Annotated in this window: 26 protein-coding genes; 18 read left to right on the forward strand and 8 right to left on the reverse strand. The window is 32.4% G+C overall.

Annotation, left to right across the window (positions count from 1 at the left end; genetic code table 11):
• Position 1: 1 nt before the first annotated feature.
• The 3 genes from BTM19_RS07595 to BTM19_RS07605 form a co-directional block, all read right to left on the reverse strand.
• Positions 2-466 (reverse strand): YaiI/YqxD family protein, encoded by a 465-nt coding sequence (locus BTM19_RS07595; RefSeq protein ID WP_029377741.1) that lies wholly within the window; start codon positions 464-466, stop codon positions 2-4.
• 5 nt (positions 467-471) lie between these two features.
• Entirely contained in the window at positions 472-1,173 is a 702-nt protein-coding gene (locus tag BTM19_RS07600) for a hypothetical protein (protein ID WP_029377740.1), read from the reverse strand.
• Positions 1,174-1,386: 213 nt separating this feature from the next.
• Positions 1,387-2,262: an undecaprenyl-diphosphate phosphatase gene (locus tag BTM19_RS07605; RefSeq protein ID WP_029377739.1), complete on the reverse strand. Its 876-nt coding sequence runs from the start codon at positions 2,260-2,262 to the stop codon at positions 1,387-1,389.
• Between the two features lie 295 nt (positions 2,263-2,557).
• Here BTM19_RS07605 and BTM19_RS07610 point away from each other — a divergent pair, with 295 nt between their 5' ends.
• Positions 2,558-4,201 carry an ABC transporter ATP-binding protein/permease gene (locus BTM19_RS07610; protein WP_029377738.1) on the forward strand — a complete coding sequence of 548 codons (1,644 nt, stop codon included), beginning with the start codon at positions 2,558-2,560 and terminating at the stop codon, positions 4,199-4,201.
• Entirely contained in the window at positions 4,185-5,864 is a 1,680-nt protein-coding gene (gene cydC, locus BTM19_RS07615; protein ID WP_029377737.1) for a thiol reductant ABC exporter subunit CydC, read from the forward strand. Before BTM19_RS07610 ends, cydC begins: the two co-directional genes overlap by 17 nt.
• Before the next feature lie 271 nt (positions 5,865-6,135).
• Here the strand turns inward: cydC and mgrA are convergent, their stop codons facing one another.
• A complete protein-coding gene (gene mgrA, locus BTM19_RS07620) occupies positions 6,136-6,579 on the reverse strand; it encodes a global transcriptional regulator MgrA (protein ID WP_029377736.1) in 444 nt (147 codons plus the stop codon).
• A 227-nt stretch (positions 6,580-6,806) separates the two neighbouring features.
• On the opposite strand from mgrA, the gene BTM19_RS07625 reads away from it, so the two are divergent.
• From BTM19_RS07625 to mdh, 5 genes are all read left to right on the forward strand, one after another.
• The gene (locus BTM19_RS07625; protein ID WP_029377735.1) at positions 6,807-7,733 is read left to right on the forward strand and encodes a CobW family GTP-binding protein; all 927 of its coding nucleotides are present in this window, start codon (positions 6,807-6,809) and stop codon (positions 7,731-7,733) included.
• Positions 7,734-7,766: 33 nt separating this feature from the next.
• Positions 7,767-8,675 (forward strand): aldo/keto reductase, encoded by a 909-nt coding sequence (locus BTM19_RS07630; protein ID WP_029377734.1) that lies wholly within the window; start codon positions 7,767-7,769, stop codon positions 8,673-8,675.
• Positions 8,676-8,693: 18 nt separating this feature from the next.
• Entirely contained in the window at positions 8,694-8,993 is a 300-nt protein-coding gene (locus tag BTM19_RS07635) for a hypothetical protein (protein ID WP_029377733.1), read from the forward strand.
• 33 nt (positions 8,994-9,026) lie between these two features.
• Entirely contained in the window at positions 9,027-9,638 is a 612-nt protein-coding gene (locus BTM19_RS07640; RefSeq protein ID WP_029377732.1) for a DedA family protein, read from the forward strand.
• Between the two features lie 100 nt (positions 9,639-9,738).
• Positions 9,739-10,674 (forward strand): malate dehydrogenase, encoded by a 936-nt coding sequence (gene mdh / locus BTM19_RS07645; protein ID WP_029377731.1) that lies wholly within the window; start codon positions 9,739-9,741, stop codon positions 10,672-10,674.
• A gap of 294 nt (positions 10,675-10,968) precedes the next feature.
• On the opposite strand, the gene BTM19_RS13130 is transcribed toward mdh, so the two are convergent.
• The 3 genes from BTM19_RS13130 to BTM19_RS07660 all read right to left on the reverse strand — a co-directional run bounded on the left by BTM19_RS13130 (position 10,969) and on the right by BTM19_RS07660 (position 12,656).
• Positions 10,969-11,244, reverse strand: coding sequence for a hypothetical protein (locus tag BTM19_RS13130; RefSeq protein ID WP_038678107.1), 276 nt, complete (start codon positions 11,242-11,244; stop codon positions 10,969-10,971).
• Positions 11,241-11,858 (reverse strand): DUF1361 domain-containing protein, encoded by a 618-nt coding sequence (locus tag BTM19_RS07655; protein WP_029377729.1) that lies wholly within the window; start codon positions 11,856-11,858, stop codon positions 11,241-11,243. The genes BTM19_RS13130 and BTM19_RS07655 overlap by 4 nt, the downstream gene beginning before the upstream one ends.
• Positions 11,859-12,236: 378 nt before the next feature.
• Positions 12,237-12,656: a PPC domain-containing DNA-binding protein gene (locus tag BTM19_RS07660; RefSeq protein WP_029377728.1), complete on the reverse strand. Its 420-nt coding sequence runs from the start codon at positions 12,654-12,656 to the stop codon at positions 12,237-12,239.
• A 204-nt stretch (positions 12,657-12,860) separates the two neighbouring features.
• Here BTM19_RS07660 and norA point away from each other — a divergent pair, with 204 nt between their 5' ends.
• The 11 genes from norA to BTM19_RS07715 all read left to right on the forward strand — a co-directional run bounded on the left by norA (position 12,861) and on the right by BTM19_RS07715 (position 26,226).
• On the forward strand, positions 12,861-14,021 hold the full coding sequence (gene norA, locus BTM19_RS07665) for a multidrug efflux MFS transporter NorA (RefSeq protein ID WP_029377727.1): 1,161 nt from the start codon (positions 12,861-12,863) through the stop codon (positions 14,019-14,021).
• Between the two features lie 377 nt (positions 14,022-14,398).
• On the forward strand, positions 14,399-15,133 hold the full coding sequence (locus BTM19_RS07670; protein WP_029377726.1) for a hypothetical protein: 735 nt from the start codon (positions 14,399-14,401) through the stop codon (positions 15,131-15,133).
• A 182-nt stretch (positions 15,134-15,315) separates the two neighbouring features.
• Entirely contained in the window at positions 15,316-16,185 is an 870-nt protein-coding gene (galU, locus tag BTM19_RS07675) for a UTP--glucose-1-phosphate uridylyltransferase GalU (protein WP_029377725.1), read from the forward strand.
• A 57-nt stretch (positions 16,186-16,242) separates the two neighbouring features.
• On the forward strand, positions 16,243-16,728 hold the full coding sequence (ybaK, locus tag BTM19_RS07680) for a Cys-tRNA(Pro) deacylase (RefSeq protein ID WP_029377724.1): 486 nt from the start codon (positions 16,243-16,245) through the stop codon (positions 16,726-16,728).
• Positions 16,729-17,046: 318 nt separating this feature from the next.
• Entirely contained in the window at positions 17,047-17,805 is a 759-nt protein-coding gene (locus tag BTM19_RS07685) for a DeoR/GlpR family DNA-binding transcription regulator (protein ID WP_029377723.1), read from the forward strand.
• On the forward strand, positions 17,802-18,725 hold the full coding sequence (pfkB, locus tag BTM19_RS07690) for a 1-phosphofructokinase (RefSeq protein ID WP_029377722.1): 924 nt from the start codon (positions 17,802-17,804) through the stop codon (positions 18,723-18,725). Before BTM19_RS07685 ends, pfkB begins: the two co-directional genes overlap by 4 nt.
• A gap of 1 nt (position 18,726) precedes the next feature.
• A complete protein-coding gene (locus tag BTM19_RS07695) occupies positions 18,727-20,676 on the forward strand; it encodes a PTS fructose transporter subunit IIABC (protein WP_029377721.1) in 1,950 nt (649 codons plus the stop codon).
• A gap of 189 nt (positions 20,677-20,865) precedes the next feature.
• The gene (nagA, locus tag BTM19_RS07700; RefSeq protein WP_029377720.1) at positions 20,866-22,026 is read left to right on the forward strand and encodes an N-acetylglucosamine-6-phosphate deacetylase; all 1,161 of its coding nucleotides are present in this window, start codon (positions 20,866-20,868) and stop codon (positions 22,024-22,026) included.
• A 268-nt stretch (positions 22,027-22,294) separates the two neighbouring features.
• Positions 22,295-23,644 (forward strand): hemolysin family protein, encoded by a 1,350-nt coding sequence (locus tag BTM19_RS07705; RefSeq protein ID WP_029377719.1) that lies wholly within the window; start codon positions 22,295-22,297, stop codon positions 23,642-23,644.
• A gap of 310 nt (positions 23,645-23,954) precedes the next feature.
• The gene (locus BTM19_RS07710; RefSeq protein ID WP_029377718.1) at positions 23,955-24,794 is read left to right on the forward strand and encodes an aldo/keto reductase; all 840 of its coding nucleotides are present in this window, start codon (positions 23,955-23,957) and stop codon (positions 24,792-24,794) included.
• Positions 24,795-25,164: 370 nt separating this feature from the next.
• The gene (locus BTM19_RS07715) at positions 25,165-26,226 is read left to right on the forward strand and encodes a glycosyltransferase family 2 protein (RefSeq protein WP_029377717.1); all 1,062 of its coding nucleotides are present in this window, start codon (positions 25,165-25,167) and stop codon (positions 26,224-26,226) included.
• Between the two features lie 184 nt (positions 26,227-26,410).
• On the opposite strand, the gene BTM19_RS07720 is transcribed toward BTM19_RS07715, so the two are convergent.
• Positions 26,411-26,665, reverse strand: a complete 255-nt coding sequence (locus BTM19_RS07720; RefSeq protein ID WP_029377716.1) for a GlsB/YeaQ/YmgE family stress response membrane protein — start codon at positions 26,663-26,665, stop codon at positions 26,411-26,413.
• Positions 26,666-26,714: the final 49 nt, after the last annotated feature.

Genomic DNA, 26,714 nt, shown 5'->3' on the forward strand with positions numbered 1-26,714 from the left:
TTTATTCCTCCTTGTTCAAGTGTTGATCTTGTAATACAGATGAAAATGCAGATTCAAATTTAAACAAATCTTGTTCTGTAAATGCAGAAGGGCCTTTTGTGCGACCACCACTTTTTCTAAATTGTGCATTTGTATGCCTTTGCTCAAGTAAAGTGTCAATATTTTGGTGGTTGTATATATAGCCTTTGTGATGCATGACAATTTTTGTTTTATTTAGTAATAAACTTGCAAGACCATAATCTTGCGTAATTACTAAATCATCATTTCCTGCTAGTTTAACAATCCTATAGTCAACCGCATCTGGTCCATCATCGACATAAATGGTTTTTACATGCTCAGGTTGTTCTATAGTAGAAAAGTGACTGAAACTACGAACGATTGTAACAAAAATGCCTGTCCCTTCAGTCAATTCAATAACTGAATTGATTACAGGACAAGCATCTCCGTCTATAATGACCTGTGTCATTAGTGTTATTTGCCTTTATTTTCGTTGTCTTGTTTTACAACGCTTTTAGCAACGTAGTCTTCATATTTTTTGAATTCAGATAAGCGTGCTTTTTTATCTTTTGCTCGTACTTTATCTTCTTCTTTGTGGCGTTTGTCGATGTTTTTTTGTAAGATTTTATCTAGTTTTTGAATGTCTTTACGGTTTTCTTTCTCTAATTTTTCGCCTTTTTTCTCAGTGTCATCATCAAGTTTACCAGGTGTTAATCCAACTTTTTCCATATGTTTGTTAGATTTTTTCATATCTTTAATACGCTGTTTTTCATTATCTTGACGTGCTTTTTCTTCTTCTTTATGACGTTTGTCGATATTTTTTTGAAGAAGCTTATTCATTTTTTGAGCTTCTTTGCGATTTTCTTTTTCTAGTTTTTCGCCCTTTTTCTCAATATATGCTGGATCGTGTTCTTTAGCGATACGTTTAAGTTCTCGTTTTTGATCCATGTCGTGTTTTTTATCTGCTACATATTCTTTTGCATGAGATGATTTTTCTACGACAGTATCTTTCAATTGTCCAGATTTATTTGCAACTGTTTTAGAAGCGCTCACGGTTGCATCGCTCGCTTTTTTAACGTCTGGGTGATCTTTAATTCGTTTACGTTCAACGATTAATGGTACTAAAAACACAGGAGCCACTGTGATTATTGTTTTAATTAATTGCTTTTTGTCCATATGCGTTGCCTCCATTTAATTTATACTATCTTCATATTACCCTATCATACATGAAAATAAACGGTAAATATAGCCTGAGTATAGCATTTATTAGGGAGAAATAGACTAATGTTTAAGCAAGCTATAAGAAAAGAATAAAAAGCCGATAAACATCTAAGAAATAGTGAGATGTTTATCGGCTTTGATGTTCAAGTATTTAAATTAGACTTTAAATTATTCTCCTGTAATACCTTGTCCAATACCAAAGCCGAAGTATAGAATAGCGATGATAATGACCAATATAATTCTATAAATTGCAAATGGTATTAATTTAATTTTACTAATTAAGTATAAGAAAGTTTTGATTGCAATTAACCCAACAATGAACGCGGCGATAAAGCCAAAAATATAGAAACCAATATGATTTAATTGAATATATTCTAAATTTTTCACTAGTGATAAACCACTTGCTGCAAGCATAACAGGCACTGCCATAATAAATGTAAAATCTGAGGCAGCCTTATGGTTCATTTTCATTAATACACCAGTAGAGATTGTTGAACCAGATCTACTAAAACCTGGCCACATTGCTATGGCTTGAGATAATCCAATAACAAAAGCTTGGAAATAATTGATTTGGTCTACAGTTTGTGGATTTGAAACTCTTTTACTGTAGATGTCAGCAATAATCATATAAATTGCGCCTATAAACAATCCAATCATTACTGTTGGTACACTGAATAGATATTTTTCGATAACATCATCAAATAGCAAACCTAAAACACCTGCAGGAATCATACCCACAATGATGTGTAGTAAGTTTAAACGTTTTGGCTTTTGACCAATACCATCAATAGGTTCTGCTCTGTATTTACCTATATGTAACATTTCGAAATAACGCTCACGAAATACCCAAGCGCCTGCGAATACTGAACCTAGTTGGATGACAATCTTAAATGTAAATGCCGATTCAGATCCTAAAAATTCACTCGACTTCAACCACATATCATCTATGAGTATCATATGACCTGTTGATGAAACGGGTGCGAATTCTGTTAAACCCTCAACGATACCTAGAATGATACCTTTAATCAATTCAAGTATTAACATAATTTACCTACTTTCATAGTACTTATAAAATTTTGTGTATTTTCATTTTTTAATGATAGCACAATAAAAATGTATTATGCCACTTAAAAATGTGATTTTAGACTAAAGATGTATATAATTAAAAGAAAACAGTCATTTTAAAGGACGTGTGTAAAGTTACAGTAAAATTTAAGTTGAAATTATAAAAAGTAATTATGTCTAAAATATGAAAACACCATAAAAAAGTATATAAAACAATGAGCGAATTAATTTAATTTTTATACACGCAGTCTATAATGTGGGGTAGGTGATATTTGTGAAAAGATTAACAAGTTTAGCAATGCAATATAAAATATATCCTATCTTTATGTTTGTAGTTAGTACACTCTTAGCAATTACAGTTGTAGTACAAAATATTTCTATTGCAGAAATATTAAATGTAATGTTATTAAGTGATAATCATGATTTATTAAATTTATTAATGTTTACATTAATCGTTTTGATAGCACGTGCTACATTTAATACTATAAATCAAATGATAGGCAATCAAATGGCAGCGAAAGTTAAACGTGATTTAAGAAAGCAGCTTATTATAAAGCAATCCAAAGATCCAATTGGTGTGCAAATGAACACTTTAACTGAAAGTGTTGATGGCATTGTTCCTTTTTTTAATAGTTATTTTCCTCAAGTATTTAAATCAATGATGATACCATTACTAATAATTATCGCTATGTGTTTTGTTCATTTAAATACGGCATTGATTATGATAGTCACAGCACCTTTTATTCCACTTTTTTATATCATTTTTGGCTTAAAAACGCGTGATGAATCTAAAGATAAAATGACTTATTTAAATCAATTTAGCCAACAATTTTTAAATAAAATAAAAGGTTTAGTAACGTTAAAACTTTTTAATAGAACTGAACAGACAGAAAAAGAAGTTTATGAGGAAAGTACTAAGTTTAGAGATTTAACGATGCGTATTTTAAGAAGTGCCTTTTTATCTGGCTTAATGCTTGAATTTATTAGCATGCTCGGTATTGGTTTAGTTGCGTTAGAGGCTGGTTTAGGTTTGATTTTATTTCATAATTTAGACTTTAAGACAGCAGCAATTGCGATTATATTGGCACCAGAATTTTATAATTCAATTAAAGACCTCGGGCAATCTTTTCATACTGGTAAACAAAGTGAAGGTTCTAGTGATGTGTTATTCGAAGTGTTGGACAAAGAGGATAAAGAGCCTAAACCCCAAACACAAATTAACTTAAATCAGAGTGCTTTGATTCGATTAAGCCAAGTGGATTTTAAATATAAAGACGCCAATGAACATGCATTAAAAAATATTAACTTAAATATTAAGAGTGGTGAGCATATCGCATTAATTGGAAGAAGTGGTGCAGGAAAATCAACACTAGCGCAACTGATCGCGCAAAATTTGGAACCGAGCAATGGCACGATTACTTATAAACAGAAAGATTTAAATATAGGGTTCCTTAGCCAAGCTCCTTATATTTTCAATGCATCTATACGAGATAATATAACGATGTTTCATCAAGTGGATGAAGCGCAAATATTACAAGTTTTAGCCGATGTAGAATTAAAAGAAAAAGTGCTATCATTAAAAGATGGTTTAGACACAAGGATAGGTGAAGGTGGAGAGATGCTTTCAGGCGGTCAAATGAGACGTATAGAGCTATCAAGAATATTATTGGGCCGTCCAGACCTATTGATCTTTGATGAGCCAGCAACAGGCTTAGACGTGAAAACTGAAAATATAATACAAAGCGTTATTGAACAGCAGTTTTCTAATATCACAATGATTACTATTGCGCATAGAGCACATACAATTAAAAATGCAGACAGACGTATTTTGATTGAACAGGGCATTTTAAAATCAGATGATACGCATAAATTAAATAACCTTCGACAAGGTGGTGATGAACATGAAACCACGGATTAAATTTAGTATAGATAAGGATTTAATATTATCTGTTTTAGTTGGTGTAGTTGGCAGTTTAGTCGCATTAGGTATGTTCTTTTTAAGTGGTTATATGATTACACAAAGTGCTCTGGGGGCTCCTCTGTTTGCGCTGATGGTATTGATTGTTTCGGTGAAAATGTTTGGATTTCTTAGAGCGGTAGCGAGATATATTGAGAGACTATTATCTCATAGAACAACGTTTACAATGTTGCGCGATGTGCGAGTTCAATTCTTCAAAAAATTACTGCCTGTTGTACCTGATGTTTATCGTAAATTCAATTCTAGTGATTTAATTGCACGTATGATTGGTAGAGTTGAAGCTTTGCAAAATATATATTTAAGGGTTTATTATCCTCCTGTAGTCATAGGTTTAACTGCAATTGTCACTATGATTACGATATTTTATTTTTCATATATACATGCAGTGATTATTTGTTTGAGTATGATTACTACGTTAATTGTTATCCCTTGGTTAAGTACTAAAAGGGCACGTATATTAAAAAGACAAGTAAACGAAGTCCAAGGTGAATTTTTAAGTCAATTTTATGACTATAAAGAAGGTTATGAGGAACTAATACGGTTTAATCAAACGGAATATTATAAAAAGCAAGTTTTAGAGCAATTAGATGAGTATGAAAGTGTACAAGCTAAGGAGCAACGTTTTTTATCACTTTATGAATATAGCTTGAACATTGTAGCGATGATTGCATTATTTTTCACATTATATTTAGGTGTTGTTCAAGTACATAACCAACAATTAGATGTTGTGTATTTGACGAGTATCGTATTAATGATGCTAACATTATTTGAACAAGCGATTCCGATGAGTAACGTAGCTTATTATAAAGCTGATACTGACGAAGCTTTAGCTGATATTAATGAGGTGATTGCGCATCCAATGACACAAGGTAATGAACCTATGCAAATGGGAGGTTCTGATGCATTGCCTTTAATACACTTACGAGATGTAGATTTCAAATATTGGAATCAGTCAACACCTGTATTATCGCAGATTCAGTTAGTCATCAATAAAGGTGAACACGTAGCGATAGTTGGACCATCTGGTTCAGGTAAGAGCACTTTATTACAACTTATGCTAGGACTATACCAAAGTGATAAAGGGGAAGTACTATTACATCAACAGCATATTTCTAAAATAGTAAATGAAGATAAATATAGTTATATCAATGCACTCTTACAATCTCAACAATTGTTTGACGGAACTGTAAGAGAAAATTTATTTTCAGAGCAAGCAGATGATGTACTTAGAGAGTTGCTAGATCGACTTGGACTAGCACACATTGATTTAGACAGAGTGATTACACTTTCTGGCCAGACATTATCCGGTGGAGAAATACAAAGATTAGCTTTAGCAAGACTATTATTAAAACCATCTTCACTTTGGATACTTGATGAACCAACAACTGCTTTAGATGTTCATCATACAAATGTAGTCATGGATTTAGTCCATAAGCATGCTGAAACGCTAGTTGTTGCTACGCATGATTTAAGATTGTTACCACACTTTGATAAAGTCATTGTTATGCAAGAAGGTACTATTCTAGAAGAAGGTAGTTATGAAACTTTAACTACTAAAGAAAATGGTTATTTGCAACAAATGGTTAAGATTAATGCTTCATAATATTATGAAATTTTAGCATTTGTATAGAATACAAAAAGGATTACTTTCAATTTTATTTAGAATAAGAATTTAAGAGGGTCTAGGGCTCATGATTATAGAAAGTACGACTTTTTCTTAATGTAGATTCTTAAGATTTACAGTTTACAATACGAAGTTTTATAATAGTTAAAAGAGAGCTCAAACACATAAGTGTTTGAGCTCTCTCTCTAAATCAAGTATATTTAAGTAATCATTTTGATATATCTTTGGCCTTTAATATGGGTAGAAAATCTTATTTTGCTTTTTCTTCAGTAAAGGCGGAGATTACTTTTGCAAGCAATCTATTTAATTCTTTAGATTCATCTTGATCAAGAGAAGATGCAACTGCAACATCTTGACATGCAGTATCTAATTCTGGACGAATTGCTTCGCTCTTATCAGTCAAATGAATAAATACTTCACGTTGATCTACTTCAGAACGTTCACGTTTGATTAAATCAACTTGTTCCATTCTTTTAAGTAATGGAGATACTGTGCCAGTATCAAGCGCCAATTCTGTAACGACTTTTTTGACATTGACAGGTGATTCGCCCCAAAGAATAGTAAGTACTAAAAATTGTGGGTATGTTAGTTTGTATTTCTTAAAGACATTATTAGAGTAGTAGCGATTTACTTGTCTTTGAGCGTTATACAAACTAAAACAAAGTTGTTCCTTTAAATTAAGTGGTTCAGACATAAGTTCTCCTCCAGACATTCTATCCGTTTTCTTGACTATGCATCGGACCTGAATCCGTCTAACGTTGTGTGTGACACTTCCTCAAACACACTTTTGCACTGTGCCATGCTAAAATATAGCGTGTATAAAGTTTAGAAGATATCTAATATTTTATCAAGTGAAAGATTAATTATACAAAAAAATTATCTTTTACACAAACATTTAAATTTATGAAATGAGTGATTTTTTTGAAAAATATTAAACAGCCTAAAATAGCTATTACCGTAGTAACAGGGTTTTTAGGTAGTGGGAAAACAACTTTTCTCAGTAATTATGTAAAATATTTACTAAATAAAAATGAAAACCCGAGTATCATCGTAAATGAATACGGCAATTTAGATGTAGATAGCCATGCATTAAGTCATGATATAGAGGTTGCATCGATATTAAATGGTTGCATATGTTGTGACTTGCAACGGGATTTAATAAAACAATTAAAACATTTTATTAACAAAAGTGCAATGCACCATATTATAATTGAAGCTACGGGTATCGCACATCCCATTGAAATTATTGCGGCTTGTCAAGATCCTGAAATCGTTGAATACCTTGATGCACCAGTAGTTATAGGCTTAGTAGACGCACCAAGATTTTTGACTAGAACACAATATACTAATAGTACAAAACAATTAATGGAAGAACAATTAAAAGTAAGTCATGCAATTGTAATCAATAAAATGGATTTGTTAGATAGTGTTGGGTACGATAAAATAAAAGAAATTGAAAAAATAAATCCACGAGCACCAAAATTTTATACATCATATGCTGATTTTGATATGGATAACATAATGATAACTGCAGATGATAGTATGTCACATTTAGAACAACCAATGCATCATCATGGTATTAAGAGTATGCAGTATCAATTTACTGGAGCAATTGATCGTCAATTATTCTATCAGTTTATTTTACGACTACCCGATAATGTTCTAAGATTAAAGGGATACGTCAAGTTTCGTGATACACCAAATGATATATATGAATTTCAATATGCATTTGGTTTACCAGATTATCAAGTTATCGATACAATGATGCCATTAACAATTGTGATTATTGGTGAACAAATAGATGAAAACCAACTGCGCAATAAATTGGATATGCTACAGTTCACTTGATTATTGAATATAATAAAAAGGTGTTGAAGATATATGAATAAAGTAAAAATTAATCAATACGTTTCTTTTTCAAATGTAATACAAGGATTTTGGAGAGCGAATGACTGGAACTGGACACCTCAACAATTAAATAGATATTTGAATGAATTAGTTGAAAGAGGTATCACCACTATGGACCACGCTGATATTTATGGTTCATACAGTTGTGAAGGTATCTTTGGTGAAGCACTAAAACTATCGCCACAACTACGCAATCAAATAGAGATTGTAAGTAAATGTGGTATCGTATTGCCATCAAGCCCACTTGATGAAACAAGTGGCCATCGCTATGATCATAGTAAAGAGCATATTATTCAATCTGTTGACCGTTCGTTACAAAATTTACAAGTTGAACAACTAGATTCTCTGCTTATCCATAGACCATCACCTTTAATGGATCCAAACGAAGTGACTGAAGCAATAAAAGTATTGGTTAAACAGGGGAAAGTTAAGTCATTTGGTGTTTCAAATTTCAACAAATCTGAATACGATTTACTAAGTAAATGTCTAGTTTGTGATAAATTGCATATCACTTTAAACCAACTGGAGGTCTCACCATATAGTTTAGACGCTATTGAAAATGGTATCATTAATCATATGTATAAAGATGATGTTAAAATTATGTCGTGGAGTCCAATGGCAGGTGGTAAACTATTCGATCTAGAAGACGAAAAATCTGCGCGAATTATGGCAGTTGTTTCTCCTTTAGCACAAAAATATAATGTAACCTCGAATGGTATCATTATGGCATGGTTAAATAAACACCCTGCATCATTAATGCCTGTGTTAGGTACACACAAAATTGAACGTATTGATGAAGCAATTAATGGCCTGAAGGTGTCACTTACAGACCAAGAATGGTTTGATATTTATACGGCTTCTTTGGGGCATGATATCCCATAGTTTGAAGGAGTAAAGATAATGAATACACAGAACGAACAGCACCAATTAAAACAATATAAGTTTCAACGTAATTTTATTAATTTTCCGTTTTTAGGTTTTGCCTTAGTCATTGCATTATTAAATATTGTGTATCCTGATATTAATATAATGATGACACTTTTTGGATTATTTTTCTTTTATAATGGAGCTATTTTATTCATAGCATTTATTAAACATTATAAACGTACTACTATTTTGGCATTGATATTAACGATTTTAAGTATGATTCTATTTGGCTTATCAATGTATTTATATGCGTTAACAAATAATCTATTTTAATGCTTTGTTTTAACGACCTTTAGGAGGAAATGAATGGAACAGTGGATAACGCATTTTATGGAGCAACATGGCTATTTAGGTATTGGATTATTAATCTTTTTGGAAAATATATTTCCTCCAATACCATCTGAAATTATTTTGACGTTTGGTGGTTTTATGACGACCAAGTCTGATCTTAGCTTTATTGGTGTGACAATCACTTCAACACTTGGATCTGTTATCGGAGCTATCGTTTTATATGGTGTTGGGGCCTGGATTGGCGAAAGAAACTTATATCGCTTTGTAAATCGTTATGGAAAGTTTTTGCGTGTGAAAACCAAGGATATAGATAGAACGATTAATTGGTTTGAAAAGTATGGATACTGGACAATTTTCTTTTGTCGCTTTGTGCCACTGTTGAGAAGTTTAATTTCTATCCCAGCTGGTTTAACTCGAATGAACATACCTTTGTTTATTTTGTTTACTACGCTTGGTACCCTGATTTGGAATATGGTGCTGATTTATTTAGGACAAGCTGTGGGCGGAAATTGGCATGCAATTGTTTACTACATGGATATCTATTCTAAAATTATTTATTTAGTTTTACTTGTTTTAGCCATTTTTATAATTTGGAAATGGATTAAAAGGCAAAAAACACATAAGTAAATTTGATAATTTAACTTAACGAAATGAAATCATTATCGAGAGTTAGAGATGATATAATTTATGTAACGTATTCAAGTGATTGTATGAGGGAGATGTTTTTATGGCAAAACAAAAAGTTTCTATTATAGGTGGAGGCAATACAGGTGCAACATTGGCTTTTATTGTTGCGCAACAAGAGTTGGCTGATGTTGTACTGATTGATCGCCCGACAAATGAAGGTCAAGTTAAAGGTAAAGCATTGGATATTTTAGAAAGTAGTCCGGTCTATGGCTTTGATGTAAATGTAAAAGGATCCGTTGATTATACTGATACAAAAGATTCAGATATTGTAGTGATTACAGCAGGCGTACCACGTAAACCTGGAATGAGTCGTGATGACTTAGTACAAGTTAATGAAGCGGTTATGCATGATGTTACAAAAGAAATTGTGAAATATTCACCTGACTGTAAAATTATCGTACTTACGAACCCTGTAGATGCTATGACTTATTCAGTATTAAAAGCTTCTGGATTTCCGAAAGAGCGAGTAATAGGACAATCCGGTGTATTAGATACGTCAAGATATCTAACGTTTATTGCAGAAGCTTTAAATGTTTCTATTAAAGATATCAAAGGTTTAGTATTAGGGGGGCATGGTGACACGATGGTTCCATTAGTAGATTCAACTAATGTAAATGGTGTCCCACTTCATAAACTACTCGATGCCCAACAAATTGAGGCAATCGTTGAGCGTACCCGTAAAGGCGGCGCAGAAATCGTAGAATTACTCGGAAATGGTTCAGCTTATTATGCTCCAGCTTCAGCAGTATACAGTATGATTGAAGCGATTTTAAAAGACCAACATAGATTACTACCTAGTATTGCCTTATTAGAAGGAGAGTATCAATTTACAGATATTTGCTTAGGTGTTCCAACAATTTTAAGTTCAAATGGTATTGAACGTATTGTAGATTTAAATTTATCTGAAGGTGAATATGAGCAATTAAAAGTTTCTGCTGAGTCCGTTCAAGAAGTTAAACAAGCATTAAAGCTTTAATATTTATGGCATAAGTTATTCATTTAAATAAATGATTTGTATACAACGCTTTAGTTAAGGGCTGGGACATAATAACATGTCTCAGCCCTTAACTTTGATAATGGTGTGTAGAAATTAAATGATCGTTGATACTTTATCACAACAGAGGAATCAATTTATAAGCACATAAAAGCTGTCGACAAAATATTTAAATATTTTGTCGACAGCTTAGTAATACATATGAAAGTTTAGAAATTGTTACATGTATTTATTGATGTGAGACCGTTTATATATAATGAATGCTGCATAAATTTATTAAAATCTAAAGACGCAAATATATAAAGTTACATATTCAAAAAACGTTAATATATACATATATTTTAATCTTAATTTAATGTTGATAGGGACGCTCCAATTTGGAAAACGACGTTCATAATAAAATAGTTGTAGATAAAATAAACCAATACCTAAGGGGAACAACATCAATATGATACTGTGAAGATATGAAAAACCTACATCATGTAATAAATGTCCAATGATTAATTGACATAAAATTAAAACAATAATGAGAACTATAATATTCAAAGTCATTTTACGCTACGCACTCCTTTCGCAAATAGGAATATAATTACTTGTAATGCAATAAGTAATAAAATAAAACGTAACGTTTCAGTATTTAAACTCGAAGATACTTCGTTAAAGATACGAAGTGGTTCATGTATAAGGTAAACTGAATGTAGACGCAAGAAGCGTCCAATAAATATACCGAGACCATTTAAGAACATCATTACTACTATAATTAATCTGTTGAGCCAGAGATGTTGGGTGAATTGCTCCATTTCTAAAAACATTAGAATTAATAGGTAAATGGCTAGTAATACGCCAGATACAAGGAATGCAAAGTATGCCCATTCACTGATTACTAAACCTTGATAGAAATTGAAATTAAACTGATTTAAATGTATTAAGTCAGTAATCATATACAAAGTATTTGGTACCATTAATATAAAAATAAGTGTGAAAATAATGAATAACGGCCACTCATATTTGTATTTTGGTTTGAATAAATTTAATAGTAAGCATAGTTCAAACGGCACATACGCTAGAAATAGGTTAAGTGTCATAAACTGGAAGTAATTATTAAAAAATATTGAAACTAATATCAATATAAGGAACATGCTTCTAGCGATATAACGCGCTTGCATAAATACACCTACTTTCTTTTTAATTAAGCGCTAATATAATAGATTATTAATGAATCGTAATTTGATTGTACATTAGTAAATGCAATATAAACCCTCTTTTATGCTAATAGGCGAAGGTAAATATTAACTTATGTTTTTGAAATATGAGACTACATAATACATTTTTTAAATATAAATTTCAATCATTAACTTTAAGATATACATGCTAAACAAACACAACTCTGTAGTGAAATATTTAAGCATGTGACATATAGAACGATAAACATAAGTATAAAAGCAGAGATGCTTCTATTACATTGAAACATCTCTGCTTACTACTCCTCTTGCTTATCTAGTAATGCTTAATCTGAATTAACGCTTTTTACTTTAATTAACAAATTATAAATCTAACAGGTTTAACCCAATTGTTTCATTATGTTTGCGATTTATATCTAAATTTGTCATTGTGATTATAATTTCTGCTGTAGCAGAAACAACGGCTTTAGTTAAATGACCACTCAGTGTTTCATATTGGTTAGTTCCGAAAGTGGCATGTAAATGCGCAAAGGGTTTTTCGTCAATATGAGAAATGTTACCCATTAAACTGATGAGCTCTAGAGGTTCATCAATGGTTTTCTTTTCATAAGTTTTGGTTTCTAAATTATAGAAGTTAAGTTCCGCGCTAGCGCATGCACCAATGCCACTAACTGTGCCAAATTTACCGCCTTGTTCTTTTGCAATATCTGTTACTGCTGATACAATGTCTTCACCTTGTTCTAATACTAAAACAATCGTCTTACCATCTACTTGATAAATCATAGAAAACCCCCATTCTGAAAATTAGATACATCTTTATTATACAAGTTATAATTACGATATTATACGATAGTGATTAGAAAATAAATTTTTTATTGTCATTTATCATGAAACTGTTATAAAATGTTTTAATATTAGGCTTGTTCTCGTGTCATTGAGAATTGAAAGTCACTTTAAACAATTTATAAAAAGAAAGGAGCGAGCAACGTGAAGAAGCAGTTTATTATTTTATATTTTAATATTTTTCTTGTCTTTTTAGGTATAGGTTTAGTCGTGCCAGTGCTCCCTGTTTATTTAAAAGATTTAGGCTTAAAAGGTAGCGATTTAGGCATACTTGTAGCTGTATTTGCTTTAGCTCAAATGATTATTTCACCATTTGGTGGTACGCTCGCAGATAAATTAGGTAAAAAGTTAATCATCTGTATTGGCTTAGGCCTATTTGCGATTTCAGAATTCTTATTCGCTGCAAGTCATACGTTCTCACTTCTAATTGTTTCTAGAATACTTGGTGGCTTTAGTGCAGGTATGGTTATGCCCGGTGTCACAGGCATGATTGCAGATATTTCATCAGGTAGAGATAAAGCTAAAAACTTTGGATATATGTCAGCAATAATTAATTCAGGATTTATTTTAGGGCCTGGTATTGGAGGTTTATTAGCAGAAGTTTCGCATAGATTACCATTCTATGTAGCCGGCTTTAGTGGTTGTTTAGCATTGATACTTTCTATTATACTTATTAAAAATCCGAAACATGAAACACAAGATGGATTCACCAAATATCAACCTGAGTTGCTAGCAAAAATTGATTGGAAAGTCTTTCTTACGCCAATCGTTTTAACACTTGTATTAGCTTTCGGGTTATCATCATTTGAAACGCTGTTTCCACTATATACTGCAGATAAAGCACAATATTCTCCTATTGATATCTCGTTTGCTATTACAGGTGGTGGCATTTTAGGTGCAGTATTCCAAGTTTTCTTCTTTGATAAGTTTATGAGCTATTTTAAAGAATTAACGTTTATTACTTATTCATTGCTATATTCAGCAATTATTCTATTAGCATTAACTTTTGTTCACGGTTATTGGTCGATTATGTTCATTAGCTTTATTGTTTTTATAGGCTTCGATATGATTCGCCCAGCTATTACAAATTATTTCTCGAATATAGCAGGTAATAGACAAGGTTTCGCAGGTGGATTAAACTCTACGTTTACCAGTATGGGGAACTTTATCGGTCCACTAGTTGCAGGAACATTATATGATATTAATTTTGAATTTCCATTATACATGTCGATATTCGTTATGATTTTAGGTATGTTGGTCATCTTTATAGAGAGACAGTTGAGATCACGCTTCAGAAAAACATAATTCATCGCAAAAAGGAGCATATAGGATATAGTGTGAATGACATGTCCTAACCTTATATATGCTATAGGGTCTAGTAATGTTTTCTAAAAAATTAAATATTGTCTTTATATAGAAGTGGGACATTGAAATCTGATTACAATAATTAGATTTCAATGTCCCACTTTTTATATAAAAATTTAATAGCGTCAACGGTGATATTACATTATTTGTGTTGAATGAAGTCTGAATATGACACTTGTATTAAATAAGGTTGAATTTACGTAATAAACATGTAACAAAGGTTACGATTGTTTTAAATTGTGTTCTATATAAGTTTTACATCAATAATCTATGATAACATGATAGGAAATGTAATAATTGTAAGTAAGGGGATAAATTTGAAAAATTTAATTTTAACTATCATGGCTTTCCTTCTCGCTTGCTGTTTAGCCTTTCTTCTTTTTATAGCTACAAATCAACAAGCTTTAGCTAAAGTTCATGAAACTATTTCTAGTTTTTCTGTTATGGATGAAATTGCAGAAGCTAAAGATATAACTAAAGAAAAAAGTGGAAATCCAATAAAAGCAGCAACGAAAGAAGAAATAAATAAAGAACCATATAACGCTAAAAACTATAAACCGATTGCCAAATTGACAACACATGATTTAAAAGATGATGAAGTTGGAAAAGCAAATTTACCTTCGTTTTCTAGCGCATTACAAAAAGCACAAACATTAGTAAATAAAGATAATAACAATTCAAATAGCTATAATGATTACGGCATTGATACAACATGTCAAGGCGTTCATTATTACATCTTTACATTTGAAAATAAAAGTAAACCAAATACGTATTATCGAGTAACTGTAGATGAAGATAATAAAGCAAGTGTTTTTGATAAATCTTATCAAATCACACAGCAAAATGATAAACCTAATATTTCACCTCAAGAATCTGAGGTTATAGCGCAAAAATACGCTATTGATGAACTAGGTCAAAATGCAGTATTAAAAGATGTAAAAGAATCGAAAGATGGTATGTTTTACACATTCCATGAATACAAGAACGAAAGAGACTATAAAGTTGTTGTGAATAAAAAGGGTGATGTAATTCGCCAACCCGCACTTGATTAATCATTGAAAGAGAGCCACACAAACGTTAACCCATGGCGTTTATGTGGGTCTTTTTTATAAATGAAAAAAGTATTAAGTGAAACGTTTCAATGTTATGATAATGTTAACGGTTAAAATGAATAATGAAGCGTAGATTATATTCAATCAGTACGTAAATTTTATTTAAGAAAAGGATGAGCGTTTTGAGAAAAATAAAGAAAGCAATCATACCAGCTGCTGGTTTAGGCACGAGATTTTTACCGGCTACGAAAGCTATGCCGAAAGAAATGTTGCCAATCTTAGATAAACCGACAATTCAATATATTGTTGAAGAAGCGGCTCGTGCGGGTATTGAAGATATCATTATCGTAACAGGTAAACATAAAAGGGCTATCGAAGATCATTTTGATAATCAAAAAGAATTGGAAATGATTTTAGAAGAAAAAGATAAGCAAGAGCTACTTGAAAAAGTAAAATACTCTACAGAGCTTGCTAATATATTTTATGTTAGACAAAAAGAACAAAAAGGGTTAGGACATGCAATTTATTCTGCACGTCAATTTATAGGCGACGAACCTTTTGCAGTATTATTAGGCGATGATATAGTCGAATCTGACACGCCAGCGATTAAACAATTGATGAATGTATATGAAGGAACTGGAAAATCAGTGATAGGTGTTCAAGAAGTTGAACAAAGTTTAACACATAGATATGGCATTATCGATCCTATGGAACAATCAGGTAGAAAATACGAAGTAGCGAAATTTGTTGAAAAACCAAAACAAGGCACAGCGCCTTCTAATTTAGCTATTATGGGACGTTATGTATTGACTGCAGATATCTTTGATTACTTAGCGACGCAAGGTAAAGGCGCAGGTGGTGAAATCCAACTTACAGATGCAATTGAACGTTTAAACGCTGACGATCAAGTTTATGCTTATGATTTTGAAGGTGAACGTTATGATGTTGGTGAAAAATTGGGATTTGTGAAAACTACGATTGAGTATGCTTTGAAAGATGAATCGATGCGTGATGAATTAGTTGATTTTATTAAAAGTTTGAAAATAGATTGAATTCTTGCGCTGTTATATGTATCGACTAAAATGGTTGATATACTATGAGGTGATGAAATGAAACAAAAGAAAACAAACGCGATGCGAATATTGGACAGACAGGCTATAGCCTATAGCGTGAATACATATGATATTAGTACACAACATATGGATGGAGAACATGTAGCAAAAAAAGTAGGTGTTGACCCAAATCATGTATATAAAACACTTGTATTAGAAAACGCTGAGCATGAACACTTCGTATTTATTATACCAGTAAATAAAACATTAGATATGAAAGCAGCAGCCCACTCAGTGGCAGAAAAAAAGTTGAATTTAATGCCGCTTGATCATTTGAAAAAAGTTACTGGCTATATTAGAGGCGGTTGTTCTCCAATAGGAATGAAGCGTCAGTTTCCAACAGTGATTGATCAAAATGCTGAATCATTAGATTCAATATATATAAGTGGTGGAGACCGAGGCGTTCAAATTAATATAAATGTAAAAGATTTAATCGCAGTAACGCAAGCACAAGTAATGCATGTCATACAAGAGATAATTTAACAGGATAGTACCCCATTGTGACTGATTAGACTTAATATACATGTAAAAGCACATATTAGTATGAAGTAATGAATAAAAAAATAGCACTCCGATGAATTAAACCATCGGAGTGCTATTTTTTGGGATTTGTGTCCCAATCCTATTTTTATAAATATTTTTAAAGGGATTTAGGTCCAAGATGCTCTTTTATTAAACACAAAATAAGGCATAAACATGAAAATTCCAATCAATAATTGACTGTTTTTGACTGATTTTGATAAAAAATGATTGAAATAAGAAAGCGGAAACATTATAATGACAATGAGCTGAGGTGAAGGTATGATAACGGAAAAGCGCCACGAGTTAATTTTGACTGAATTGTCAAAAAAAGATTTTTTAACATTACAAGAATTAATCGATCGGACTGGCTGTAGTGCCTCGACAATTCGCCGTGACTTATCAAAGCTACAAAATTTTGGGAAATTAAAAAGATTGCATGGAGGCGCGACACTCAATCAATCATCAGTATTAGAGCCAAATTTAGCAGATAAACGAGGTACTAATTTAAAAGAAAAACAAGAAATTGGCAGAATCGCTGCGAGTCAAATTGAAGACTGCGACTGTGTATTTTTGGACGCAGGATCTACTACACTCGAAATGATTCCTTTTATTAAAGCAAATGACATAATCGTAGTGACAAATGGTCTAACGCATGTTGAAGAACTTCTTAAATATGGGATTAGAACTTTGATAATTGGTGGGGAAGTTAAATCCACTACATTTGCGACAGTCGGTGCGAGCGCATTAGAAACATTGAAGCGTTATCGCTTTGACAAAGTATTTTTGGGAATGAATGGTATTGATTTAAAATATGGTTTAACAACACCTGATGAACAAGAAGCAATCATTAAACATCATGCCATGGAATTAGGAACACAAGTTTATGTATTAATCGACCATGCTAAATATGAAAAAGTTTATTTTGCTCATGTCCCGTTAGAAGCTAATGTATCACTTATTACTTCTAAGAAGGCAATGACAAATAAATATTTTAGATTATTTGCTGAAAAATATAACTTTATTGGAGGAACATTATGATTTATACAGTTACATTTAATCCTTCTATTGACTACATTATGTTTGCGAATGACTTTGAACTTAATGGGTTAAATCGTGCTACAGAAACATATAAATTTGCTGGTGGCAAAGGTATTAATGTTTCCAGAGTATTAAAGACGTTAGGAGTACAATCTACTGCACTTGGTTTTGCAGGAGGCTTTCCAGGACAATTTATTGCAGATACCTTAAAAAAAGCAAATATTGGCACTGATTTTGTTCAAGTAGATGAGGATACTAGAATTAACGTTAAATTAAAAACGGGTGAAGAAACTGAGATTAATGCGCCTGGTCCACAAATTTCGAATGTGCAGTTTGAAACGTTATTAGCGCAAATTAAAGATACAACTGAGGAGGACACAGTGATTGTTGCTGGTAGTATTCCTAAAAGTGTGCCTAATGATGCATATGAACAAATAGCTAAAATTACGAAAGAAACAGGCGCACAACTAGTAGTAGATGCTGAAAAGGATTTAGTTGAATCTGTATTAAAATATAATCCGTTATTTATTAAACCTAATAAAGATGAATTAGAAGTTATGTTTAATACTACAATTGATTCTGATCAAAAAGTAATTCAATTTGCACGTGAAATTTTAGCAAAAGGTGCTAAATCTGTAATTATCTCATTGGGAGGAGAAGGAGCCGTATATGTCGATGAACATTACAGTTATAAAGCAAGTGTACCAAACGGTCATGTTGTAAATACTGTTGGCTCTGGAGATAGTACAGTGGCAGGCATGGTTGCAGGTTTAGAAGCGGGTCTGTCGATTGAAGAAGCCTTCAAACAAGCTGTGTCAGCAGGTACTGCTACAGCATTTAATGATGATTTAGCTACTAAAACTGCAATTGAAGACATTAGAACACAAGTTGTGATTACGACACTAGACGGGAGTGAATAATATGAGAATTACCGAATTATTAACAAAAGATACAATTGCAATGGATCTTTCTTCAACAGAAAAGAATGGTGTCATTGACGAACTAGTTAATCAATTAGATAAAGCTGGAAAACTAAATGATGTGACATCTTTTAAAGAAGCAATCCATAACCGTGAATCTCAAAGTACAACAGGTATTGGTGAAGGCATAGCTATACCTCATGCTAAGGTTTCAGCAGTTACAACTCCAGCAATTGCTTTTGGGAAATCAAAAGCAGGTGTAGATTATCAGAGTTTAGATATGCAACCAGCACATTTATTCTTTATGATTGCTGCACCTGAAGGCGGAGCACAAACGCACTTAGATGCATTAGCTAAATTGTCTGGTATTCTGATGGACGAAAAAGTTCGTGAATCATTACTTCATGCCAATTCACCTGAAGAAGTATTACAAATTATAGATCAGGCAGATGATGAAGCAACTGAAGAAGAAGCATCTGAAGAAGCGGCTCAAGGTGTTGCCACAGATAATGAAAATTCAAATGAACCATACGTTTTAGCAGTAACAGCATGTCCAACAGGTATTGCTCATACTTATATGGCACGTGACGCTTTGAAAAAACAAGCTGAGAAAATGAATGTTAAAATTAAAGTTGAAACAAATGGATCAGGCGGTATAAAAAATCATCTTACAGACGAAGATATTCAACGTGCATCAGGTATTATTGTAGCCGCTGATGTACATGTTGAGACAGATCGTTTTGACGGTAAGAATGTTGTTGAAGTACCGGTTGCAGATGGTATAAAACGACCAGAAGAATTAATTAACTTGGCACAAGATACATCTCGTAAACCATTTGTAGCCCGTAGTGGTAATACGGCGAGTGGTCAATCAACAAGCAATGAAAAACAAGGTGTCGGTAAAACGATATACAAGCATTTAATGAACGGTGTATCTAATATGTTGCCGCTTGTTATTGCTGGTGGTATTTTGATGGCAATTGCGTTCTTATTTGGCGCTAACTCTTTTGATCCAAAAAGTTCAGAATATAATGCTTTTGCTGAACAATTATGGAATATAGGTAATAAGAGTGCATTCATGTTAATTATTCCAATACTTGCTGGTTACATTGCGCGCAGTATTGCAGATAAACCAGGCTTTGCAGCAGGTCTTGTCGGTGGTGTTCTAGCTAGCACAGGTGATTCAGGATTTATTGGTGGTATTCTTGCAGGTTTCTTAGCAGGTTACTTAACATTAGCTATTAAAAAATTATGTTCAGGTATGCCTCAAGCGTTAGAAGGTTTAAAACCAACACTTATTTACCCAGTACTTTCAGTTACGGTCACAGGGTTATTAATGATTTATGTCATTAATCCACCTGCATCATGGCTAAACAATACACTGTTGAACGGATTAGAAAGTTTATCGGGTACAAACATAATGTTACTTGGTTTAGTTGTTGGTGCAATGATGGCCATTGACATGGGTGGTCCGTTTAATAAGGCTGCTTATGTATTCTCTGTAGCAGCGTTGACAAGTGGTAATGCTGCTCCGATTACGGCAGCAATGATTGGTGGTATGGTACCTCCAATTGCTATTGCGACTGCAATGCTTATATTCCGTAAGAAATTTACAAAAGAACAAAAAGGTTCTGTACTACCGAACTATATCATGGGCTTATCATTTATAACGGAAGGTGCTATTCCATTTGCAGCTGCTGACCCAATTCGAGTTATACCTTCAATGATGGTTGGATCTGGTGTGGCTGGTGCTATTGCGTTAGGACTTGGTTCGGCAATTCAAGCACCACATGGTGGTATTATTGTTATACTAGGTACAGACTTTGGTCACGTACTTCAATCATTAATTGCAATTATTATCGGTTCATTAATTGCAGCGATTATCTATGGTTTATTAAAACCTAAGTTAACACAAGACGAAATTCATACTTCTGAAGCTATGAATGATTAAAATAGATGCTTGATAGTAAATAAGAAAAGCCAGAAAAGCTCATCTAATTGAGTTCATTTTCTGGCTTTTTTATATTATATGACTAGAAGTAAAAAGTTTTGAATATAATTAAGTGATTGAATTTGGTAAAATATTAATAAAGTTGCAAAGAAATTAAAGAGATTAAATTAGCGTAAAGAAGGTAGAAAAATGACTAAATATGTTATTGCAAATGGACGCATTTATACTGAAAATGAAACGATAGAACAAGGTTACATTTTGATTGAAAATGGCAAAATTATACAAATTGCTGAAGGTGAATATCAAGGAGACTTAACAACCATCGATGTAAAAGGGCAACATGTGTTACCCGGTTTTATTGATATACATATGCATGGTGGCTATGGCGAAGACGCTATGGACGCTTCATTTGAAGGTTTAAAACATTTGTCAGAATCATTATTATCAGAAGGTACAACGAGTTTCTTAGCTACAACAATGACGCAGTCTGATGAGAATATTATCAAAGCTTTAAAGAATATTGCGGACTATCAAGAACAACAAGATTCATTAAATGCAGCTAGTATTGTTGGGATACATCTAGAAGGACCGTTTATATCTGAGTATAAAGTAGGTGCTCAAAATCCAGCGTACGTTCAACGTCCTTCAGTTGAAAAGGTACAACAATTTCAAGAAATTGCTAACAATCAAATAAAAGTAATGACTTTTGCACCAGAAGTAGAAGGTGCAGATGAAACCTTATCAACATTACATGATCAAATTAATTTTTCTATTGGTCATACAGTGGCAACATTTGATGAAGTTAACGAAGCGGTAGCACAAGGGGCGAAGCATGTGACACACCTTTATAATGCCGGTACACCATTCGAACACAGAAACCCAGGTTTATCTGGTGCTGCTTGGCTTAACGATGAGCTTAGCACAGAATCAATCGTTGATGGCATTCATTCACACCCTGCATCTGTAAAAATAGCCTATAAACAAAAAGGGAATAAACGTTTCTTTTTGATTACTGATGCTATGAGAGCAAAAGGTATGCCAGATGGTGAATATGATTTAGGTGGACAGAATGTGGTAGTTAAAGGTTCAGAAGCGAGACTGGCATCTGGTGCTCTTGCAGGTAGTATCTTGAAAATGAATGAAGGATTAAAGAACCTAATAGCATATACAGGAGCGTCATTAGATGACTTGTGGCGTGTTACAAGTTTAAACCAAGCCATTGCATTGAAGATTGAAGATGACAAAGGAAGTATAGCCATAGGCAAAGATGCAGATATTGTAGTCGTCGATGATGATATTCAAGTTTTAACAACTATTAAATCAGGTAAAGTTCACAACTTCAACTCATAATTATTGAGCTTTAAAATATTTTTAAAATTGACTTTAACACCGATTTACGTTTCAATAATGTATTGGATTAACAAAATTATTGATTGTAAAAATTACAAGAAATGTTCATTTTGTGATAAGATAAAAGAAATGCGTATTTTTAGGGAGGTGTCACAATGGGAAGGATGTAGTATGTCAAAAAGTAATTAATAATAATATAAATACTTATATTCGGTCATCTATTGTGACACGATATTTTGGAGGTGAATCCCTAGAAATAGGGAACTAATTGGAAACTGTGACCATAATGAATTTAGTAATATTTTTTCTTTTAATAGCATTAACAACGGTATTCGTAGGCTCGGAATTCGCTTTGGTGAAAGTCCGCAGTTCTAGAATTGATCAACTTGCATCAGAAGGTAATGGTAGTGCACGTGTAGTTAAAAAAATGATTAAAAATCTAGATTATTATTTATCTGCATGTCAGCTCGGTATCACTGTAACATCTTTAGGATTAGGTTGGTTAGGTGAACCAACTTTTAATAAATTATTACACCCGTTATTCGAAGCGATCCACTTGCCAGACCCGTTAACGACAACAATATCATTTATTGTTTCATTTATTATTGTGACTTATTTACATGTAGTACTAGGTGAATTAGCACCTAAAACGTTAGCAATACAACATACTGAAAAATTAGCATTGTTCTATTCAAGACCATTATTCTATTTTGGGGTTGTTATGAAACCATTAATTTGGTTAATGAATGGTTCAGCGAGAATGATTATTCGTATGTTTGGTGTTGATCCCGATGCTAATAATGATGCAATGTCAGAAGAAGAAATAAAAATAATAATCAACAATAGCTATAATGGTGGAGAAATTAATCAGACCGAATTAGCTTATATGCAAAATATCTTTTCATTTGATGAAAGACAAGCTAAAGATATTATGGTACCACGTACGCAAATGATAACGATGAATGAACCATTTAACGTGGATGAATTGTTAGATACAATCAAAAAACATCAATTTACTCGTTATCCTATTACGGCTGATGGTGATAAAGACCATGTAAAAGGATTTATTAATGTGAAAGAGTTTTTAACTGAATACGCTTCAGGTAAACAAATGAAAGTAAGTAATTATGTTCATGATTTACCTATGATTTCAGAAACAACACGCATTAGTGACGCATTAGTACGTATGCAAAGAGAACATGTTCATATTTCTCTTATCATAGATGAATATGGTGGTACAGCTGGTATCTTAACAATGGAAGATATTTTAGAAGAAATTGTTGGAGAAATTCGCGATGAATTTGATGATGATGAAGTCAACGATATTGTGAAAATAACAGACAGTAGATATCAAATTAATGGTCGTGTATTATTAGATGACTTACAAGATCAATTAGATATTGAGTTTGAAGATTCAGAGGATATTGATACGATTGGTGGTTGGTTACAAGCACACAATACGAATTTACAACAGAATGATTATGTTGATACTGAATATGATAGATGGGTTATTTCTGAAATTGATAACCATCAAATCATTACTGTTATTTTAGAATTGGAATATCATAAAAATAGACCAACACTAGAAGAAGAAGCCGAAGAAGAAGAAAATAATTAAAATATATCTATTAATGTAGAAGCGGGAGAGAAATCAATTTTTGATAAAATGATTTCTCTCCTATTTTTTGTATTGAAAATACGACTAAAGAAAGATTCGTTGAAGGCATTTTAGTTAATTTTGAAATTTCGTATTGCAATAGACTTTTCTTAATAGAAGAACTAAAAATTCAGCAAGGAAGCACGTTCAAATGGTTAACACGTTGAGCTCGATTAAAGATAAAAGTGTGAGATAGTATATTTTTATATCTATGCGTATTAAAATAAGGATATTACTTATATAAATAAAGTAATCGGAAAGGGGATTAACAATGATAGAAGACGTATATTATTTAAATAATGGTTACCCAATGCCTAAAATTGGTTTAGGTGTTTATAAAATTACAGAGGAAGAGATGGAACCAGCTGTAACAGCAGCGTTAGAAGCAGGATACCGCGCATTTGATACAGCTTATTTTTATAAAAATGAAATTGCATTAGGCAATGCATTGAAAAAATCAGACGTACCTAGAGAAGATCTATTTATTACATCTAAATTATGGAATGACTATCAAGGTTATGATCGAACAATTGAATTCTTTACCAAATCTATTGAAAACCTTGGTACTGATTACTTAGATCTATTCTTAATACATTGGCCATGTGAAGCGGATGGATTATTTATTGAGAGTTATAAAGCAATGGAGAAATTATATGAAGAGGGACGTATCCGTGCCATTGGCGTATGTAACTTTAATCAACATCATTTAGAAAAGCTTATGGAAGCAACTGAAGTTGTACCTGCTGTGAACCAGATAGAAGTGCACCCTAACTTCAATCAACAAGCATTACAAGAATATTGTGATAGCCATGATATTGCAGTTACTGCTTGGATGCCATTAATGAGAAATAGAGGTTTGCTTGAATATGATGTTATTACAAAATTAGCTGAACGTTATAATAAAACACCAGCTCAAATTGTACTACGTTGGCATCTAGCGCATAATAGATTAGTGATTCCAAAATCTAAGACGCCTGAACGTATTAAAGAAAATTATGATATCTTTGATTTTAGTTTAGAACTCACTGATATTGCTGAAATTGATAGCTTAAATAAAGATGAGCGCCAAGGCAATGATCCTGATAAGGTTCGTATAGGGACATTAAAATAACTTTGAACGAGACTATGTATTCAATTGATTTTTGAATAGATAGTCTCTTCTTTATTGTGTTGATGGTTTTTATTTTCAAATAATGGAAATAATTGATAGACTTAAAGTAACAATTTATAACTTTTATAAGTTTATGTTTCAGTCAATATTAGCATTTTTATTAAAAATTCAATGAATAAATGATTATGTGTTTTTTTAAAATCATCTTAAAATTAATTCGTTTTTAAAAAAACTTCGCTTAAAAGTTAAGTTTTAATATTTAGTATTAAGGCTATATAAAGATTATGTAAATCCAAATGATTTATATAGCATAATGATGGTGGAAATTGATAAAGTAAAAATGAAGTAATTGAAATGAAGGTGTTTATATATGCAAATAAGAGTTATAGTACCTTGTTATAATGAAGGAGAAGTAATAGTAAAAACGTATGAACGATTGACTGAAATATTATCGAAAGATAGTCAGGATCATCATTATGACTATGATTTATTATTTGTAGATGACGGAAGTAAAGATAAGACCATTAATTATATTCAAGAGATGGCCACGAAAGATAAACATGTAAAATTTATATCCTTTAGCCGCAATTTTGGTAAAGAATCAGCAATGATTGCTGGATATCAGCATAGTGAAAATTGTGATGGCGTCATTATGATTGATGCAGATTTGCAACATCCACCTGAATTAATACCACAAATGATAGAAGGGTATATGGATGGTTATGACCAAGTTATAGCCAAAAGAGACAGAACGGGTGAAAATCAATCTAGGAAAATGATGACAAAAATTTATTATAAATTAATAAATCATTTTGTAGAAGATATTAAATTAGAAGATGGCGTCGGAGATTTTAGATTGCTAAGCCAACGTGCCGTAAAATCGTTGACTCAATTAGATGAATATAATAGATTTTCCAAAGGATTGTATGAATGGATAGGTTACAATACTAAAGTCTTTAGTTATGAAAATGTTGAGCGTGAGGATGGAGAATCTAAATGGTCATTTAGTAAATTATTAAACTATGGCATTGATGGTCTAATTTCATTTAATAACAAACCTTTACGTGCGATGATTTATCTCGGTCTAATTGTATTCTTTATTAGTTTATTATATATCGGTTATATATCGGTAGGTATTATGATTAGAGGCGTTGAAACACCTGGTTATTTCTCTACAATTGCTGCTATATTATTACTTGGCGGTATACAACTCATTTCGATAGGGATTGTCGGTGAATATATCGGACGTATTTATTATGAAGTGAAGCAACGTCCAAAATATATTGTACAGGCTTCTAATTTCAAATGTGCTGATGAAACAAATCATCATAATATCACCCAAGATATCAATGACGATGTAGGAAGTAGTGAACGTAGAAAGTCTTCGAAAACACAAGATAAAAAGAAAAAAGAACTAATTAAAAGCAGATGAGTTTTAATTAGTCCTTGATTAAAATAAAAATAACGAATTTGTAAAATACAACGTAATAAGTAAGCGTCCGAGACAATCGTTATGTCCCGGACGCTTTAGTCTTGGTACTCACAAAATCTCAATTAGACTTCTGTGAGCCACCCCATATTAATTTTAGTAAATCATTGCGTTTCATTATGGTTGATTATTTTTTACGTAATTTACCGAAAATAAATGAAACGACTGCAACTAAAATAATTGTACCAAGTAATGCTGGGAAGATTGCGATGCCACCTAAGTGCCAACCCCAGTCACCAAAAATCCATGAACCTACTGCTGCACCTACGACACCAGCAATAATGTTACCTAAAATCCCACCCGGGATATCTTTACCAACGATGCCACCAGCTATCCAGCCGATTAAGCCACCGACAATTAACATAAGTATAAAGCCAAACATAATTTAACCTCCTTTAAGAAATCATTTAACTGTTTATTTATACCACAAA

This window comes from Staphylococcus xylosus (assembly GCF_002732165.1).
GTDB lineage: Bacteria > Bacillota > Bacilli > Staphylococcales > Staphylococcaceae > Staphylococcus > Staphylococcus xylosus.

Bases quoted from the DNA above. Each gene is read 5' to 3' on its own strand.
- BTM19_RS07595 (WP_029377741.1), bottom strand. From the start codon at position 466: ATGACACAGGTCATTATAGACGGAGATGCTTGTCCTGTAATCAATTCA.
- BTM19_RS07600 (WP_029377740.1), bottom strand. From the start codon at position 1,173: ATGGACAAAAAGCAATTAATTAAAACAATAATCACAGTGGCTCCTGTG.
- BTM19_RS07605 (WP_029377739.1), bottom strand. From the start codon at position 2,262: ATGTTAATACTTGAATTGATTAAAGGTATCATTCTAGGTATCGTTGAG.
- cydC (WP_029377737.1), top strand. From the start codon at position 4,185: ATGAAACCACGGATTAAATTTAGTATAGATAAGGATTTAATATTATCT.
- mgrA (WP_029377736.1), bottom strand. From the start codon at position 6,579: ATGTCTGAACCACTTAATTTAAAGGAACAACTTTGTTTTAGTTTGTAT.
- BTM19_RS07630 (WP_029377734.1), top strand. From the start codon at position 7,767: ATGAATAAAGTAAAAATTAATCAATACGTTTCTTTTTCAAATGTAATA.
- BTM19_RS07635 (WP_029377733.1), top strand. From the start codon at position 8,694: ATGAATACACAGAACGAACAGCACCAATTAAAACAATATAAGTTTCAA.
- BTM19_RS07640 (WP_029377732.1), top strand. From the start codon at position 9,027: ATGGAACAGTGGATAACGCATTTTATGGAGCAACATGGCTATTTAGGT.
- mdh (WP_029377731.1), top strand. From the start codon at position 9,739: ATGGCAAAACAAAAAGTTTCTATTATAGGTGGAGGCAATACAGGTGCA.
- BTM19_RS13130 (WP_038678107.1), bottom strand. From the start codon at position 11,244: ATGACTTTGAATATTATAGTTCTCATTATTGTTTTAATTTTATGTCAA.
- BTM19_RS07655 (WP_029377729.1), bottom strand. From the start codon at position 11,858: ATGCAAGCGCGTTATATCGCTAGAAGCATGTTCCTTATATTGATATTA.
- BTM19_RS07660 (WP_029377728.1), bottom strand. From the start codon at position 12,656: ATGATTTATCAAGTAGATGGTAAGACGATTGTTTTAGTATTAGAACAA.
- ybaK (WP_029377724.1), top strand. From the start codon at position 16,243: ATGAAACAAAAGAAAACAAACGCGATGCGAATATTGGACAGACAGGCT.
- BTM19_RS07685 (WP_029377723.1), top strand. From the start codon at position 17,047: ATGATAACGGAAAAGCGCCACGAGTTAATTTTGACTGAATTGTCAAAA.
- pfkB (WP_029377722.1), top strand. From the start codon at position 17,802: ATGATTTATACAGTTACATTTAATCCTTCTATTGACTACATTATGTTT.
- BTM19_RS07695 (WP_029377721.1), top strand. From the start codon at position 18,727: ATGAGAATTACCGAATTATTAACAAAAGATACAATTGCAATGGATCTT.
- nagA (WP_029377720.1), top strand. From the start codon at position 20,866: ATGACTAAATATGTTATTGCAAATGGACGCATTTATACTGAAAATGAA.
- BTM19_RS07710 (WP_029377718.1), top strand. From the start codon at position 23,955: ATGATAGAAGACGTATATTATTTAAATAATGGTTACCCAATGCCTAAA.
- BTM19_RS07715 (WP_029377717.1), top strand. From the start codon at position 25,165: ATGCAAATAAGAGTTATAGTACCTTGTTATAATGAAGGAGAAGTAATA.
- BTM19_RS07720 (WP_029377716.1), bottom strand. From the start codon at position 26,665: ATGTTTGGCTTTATACTTATGTTAATTGTCGGTGGCTTAATCGGCTGG.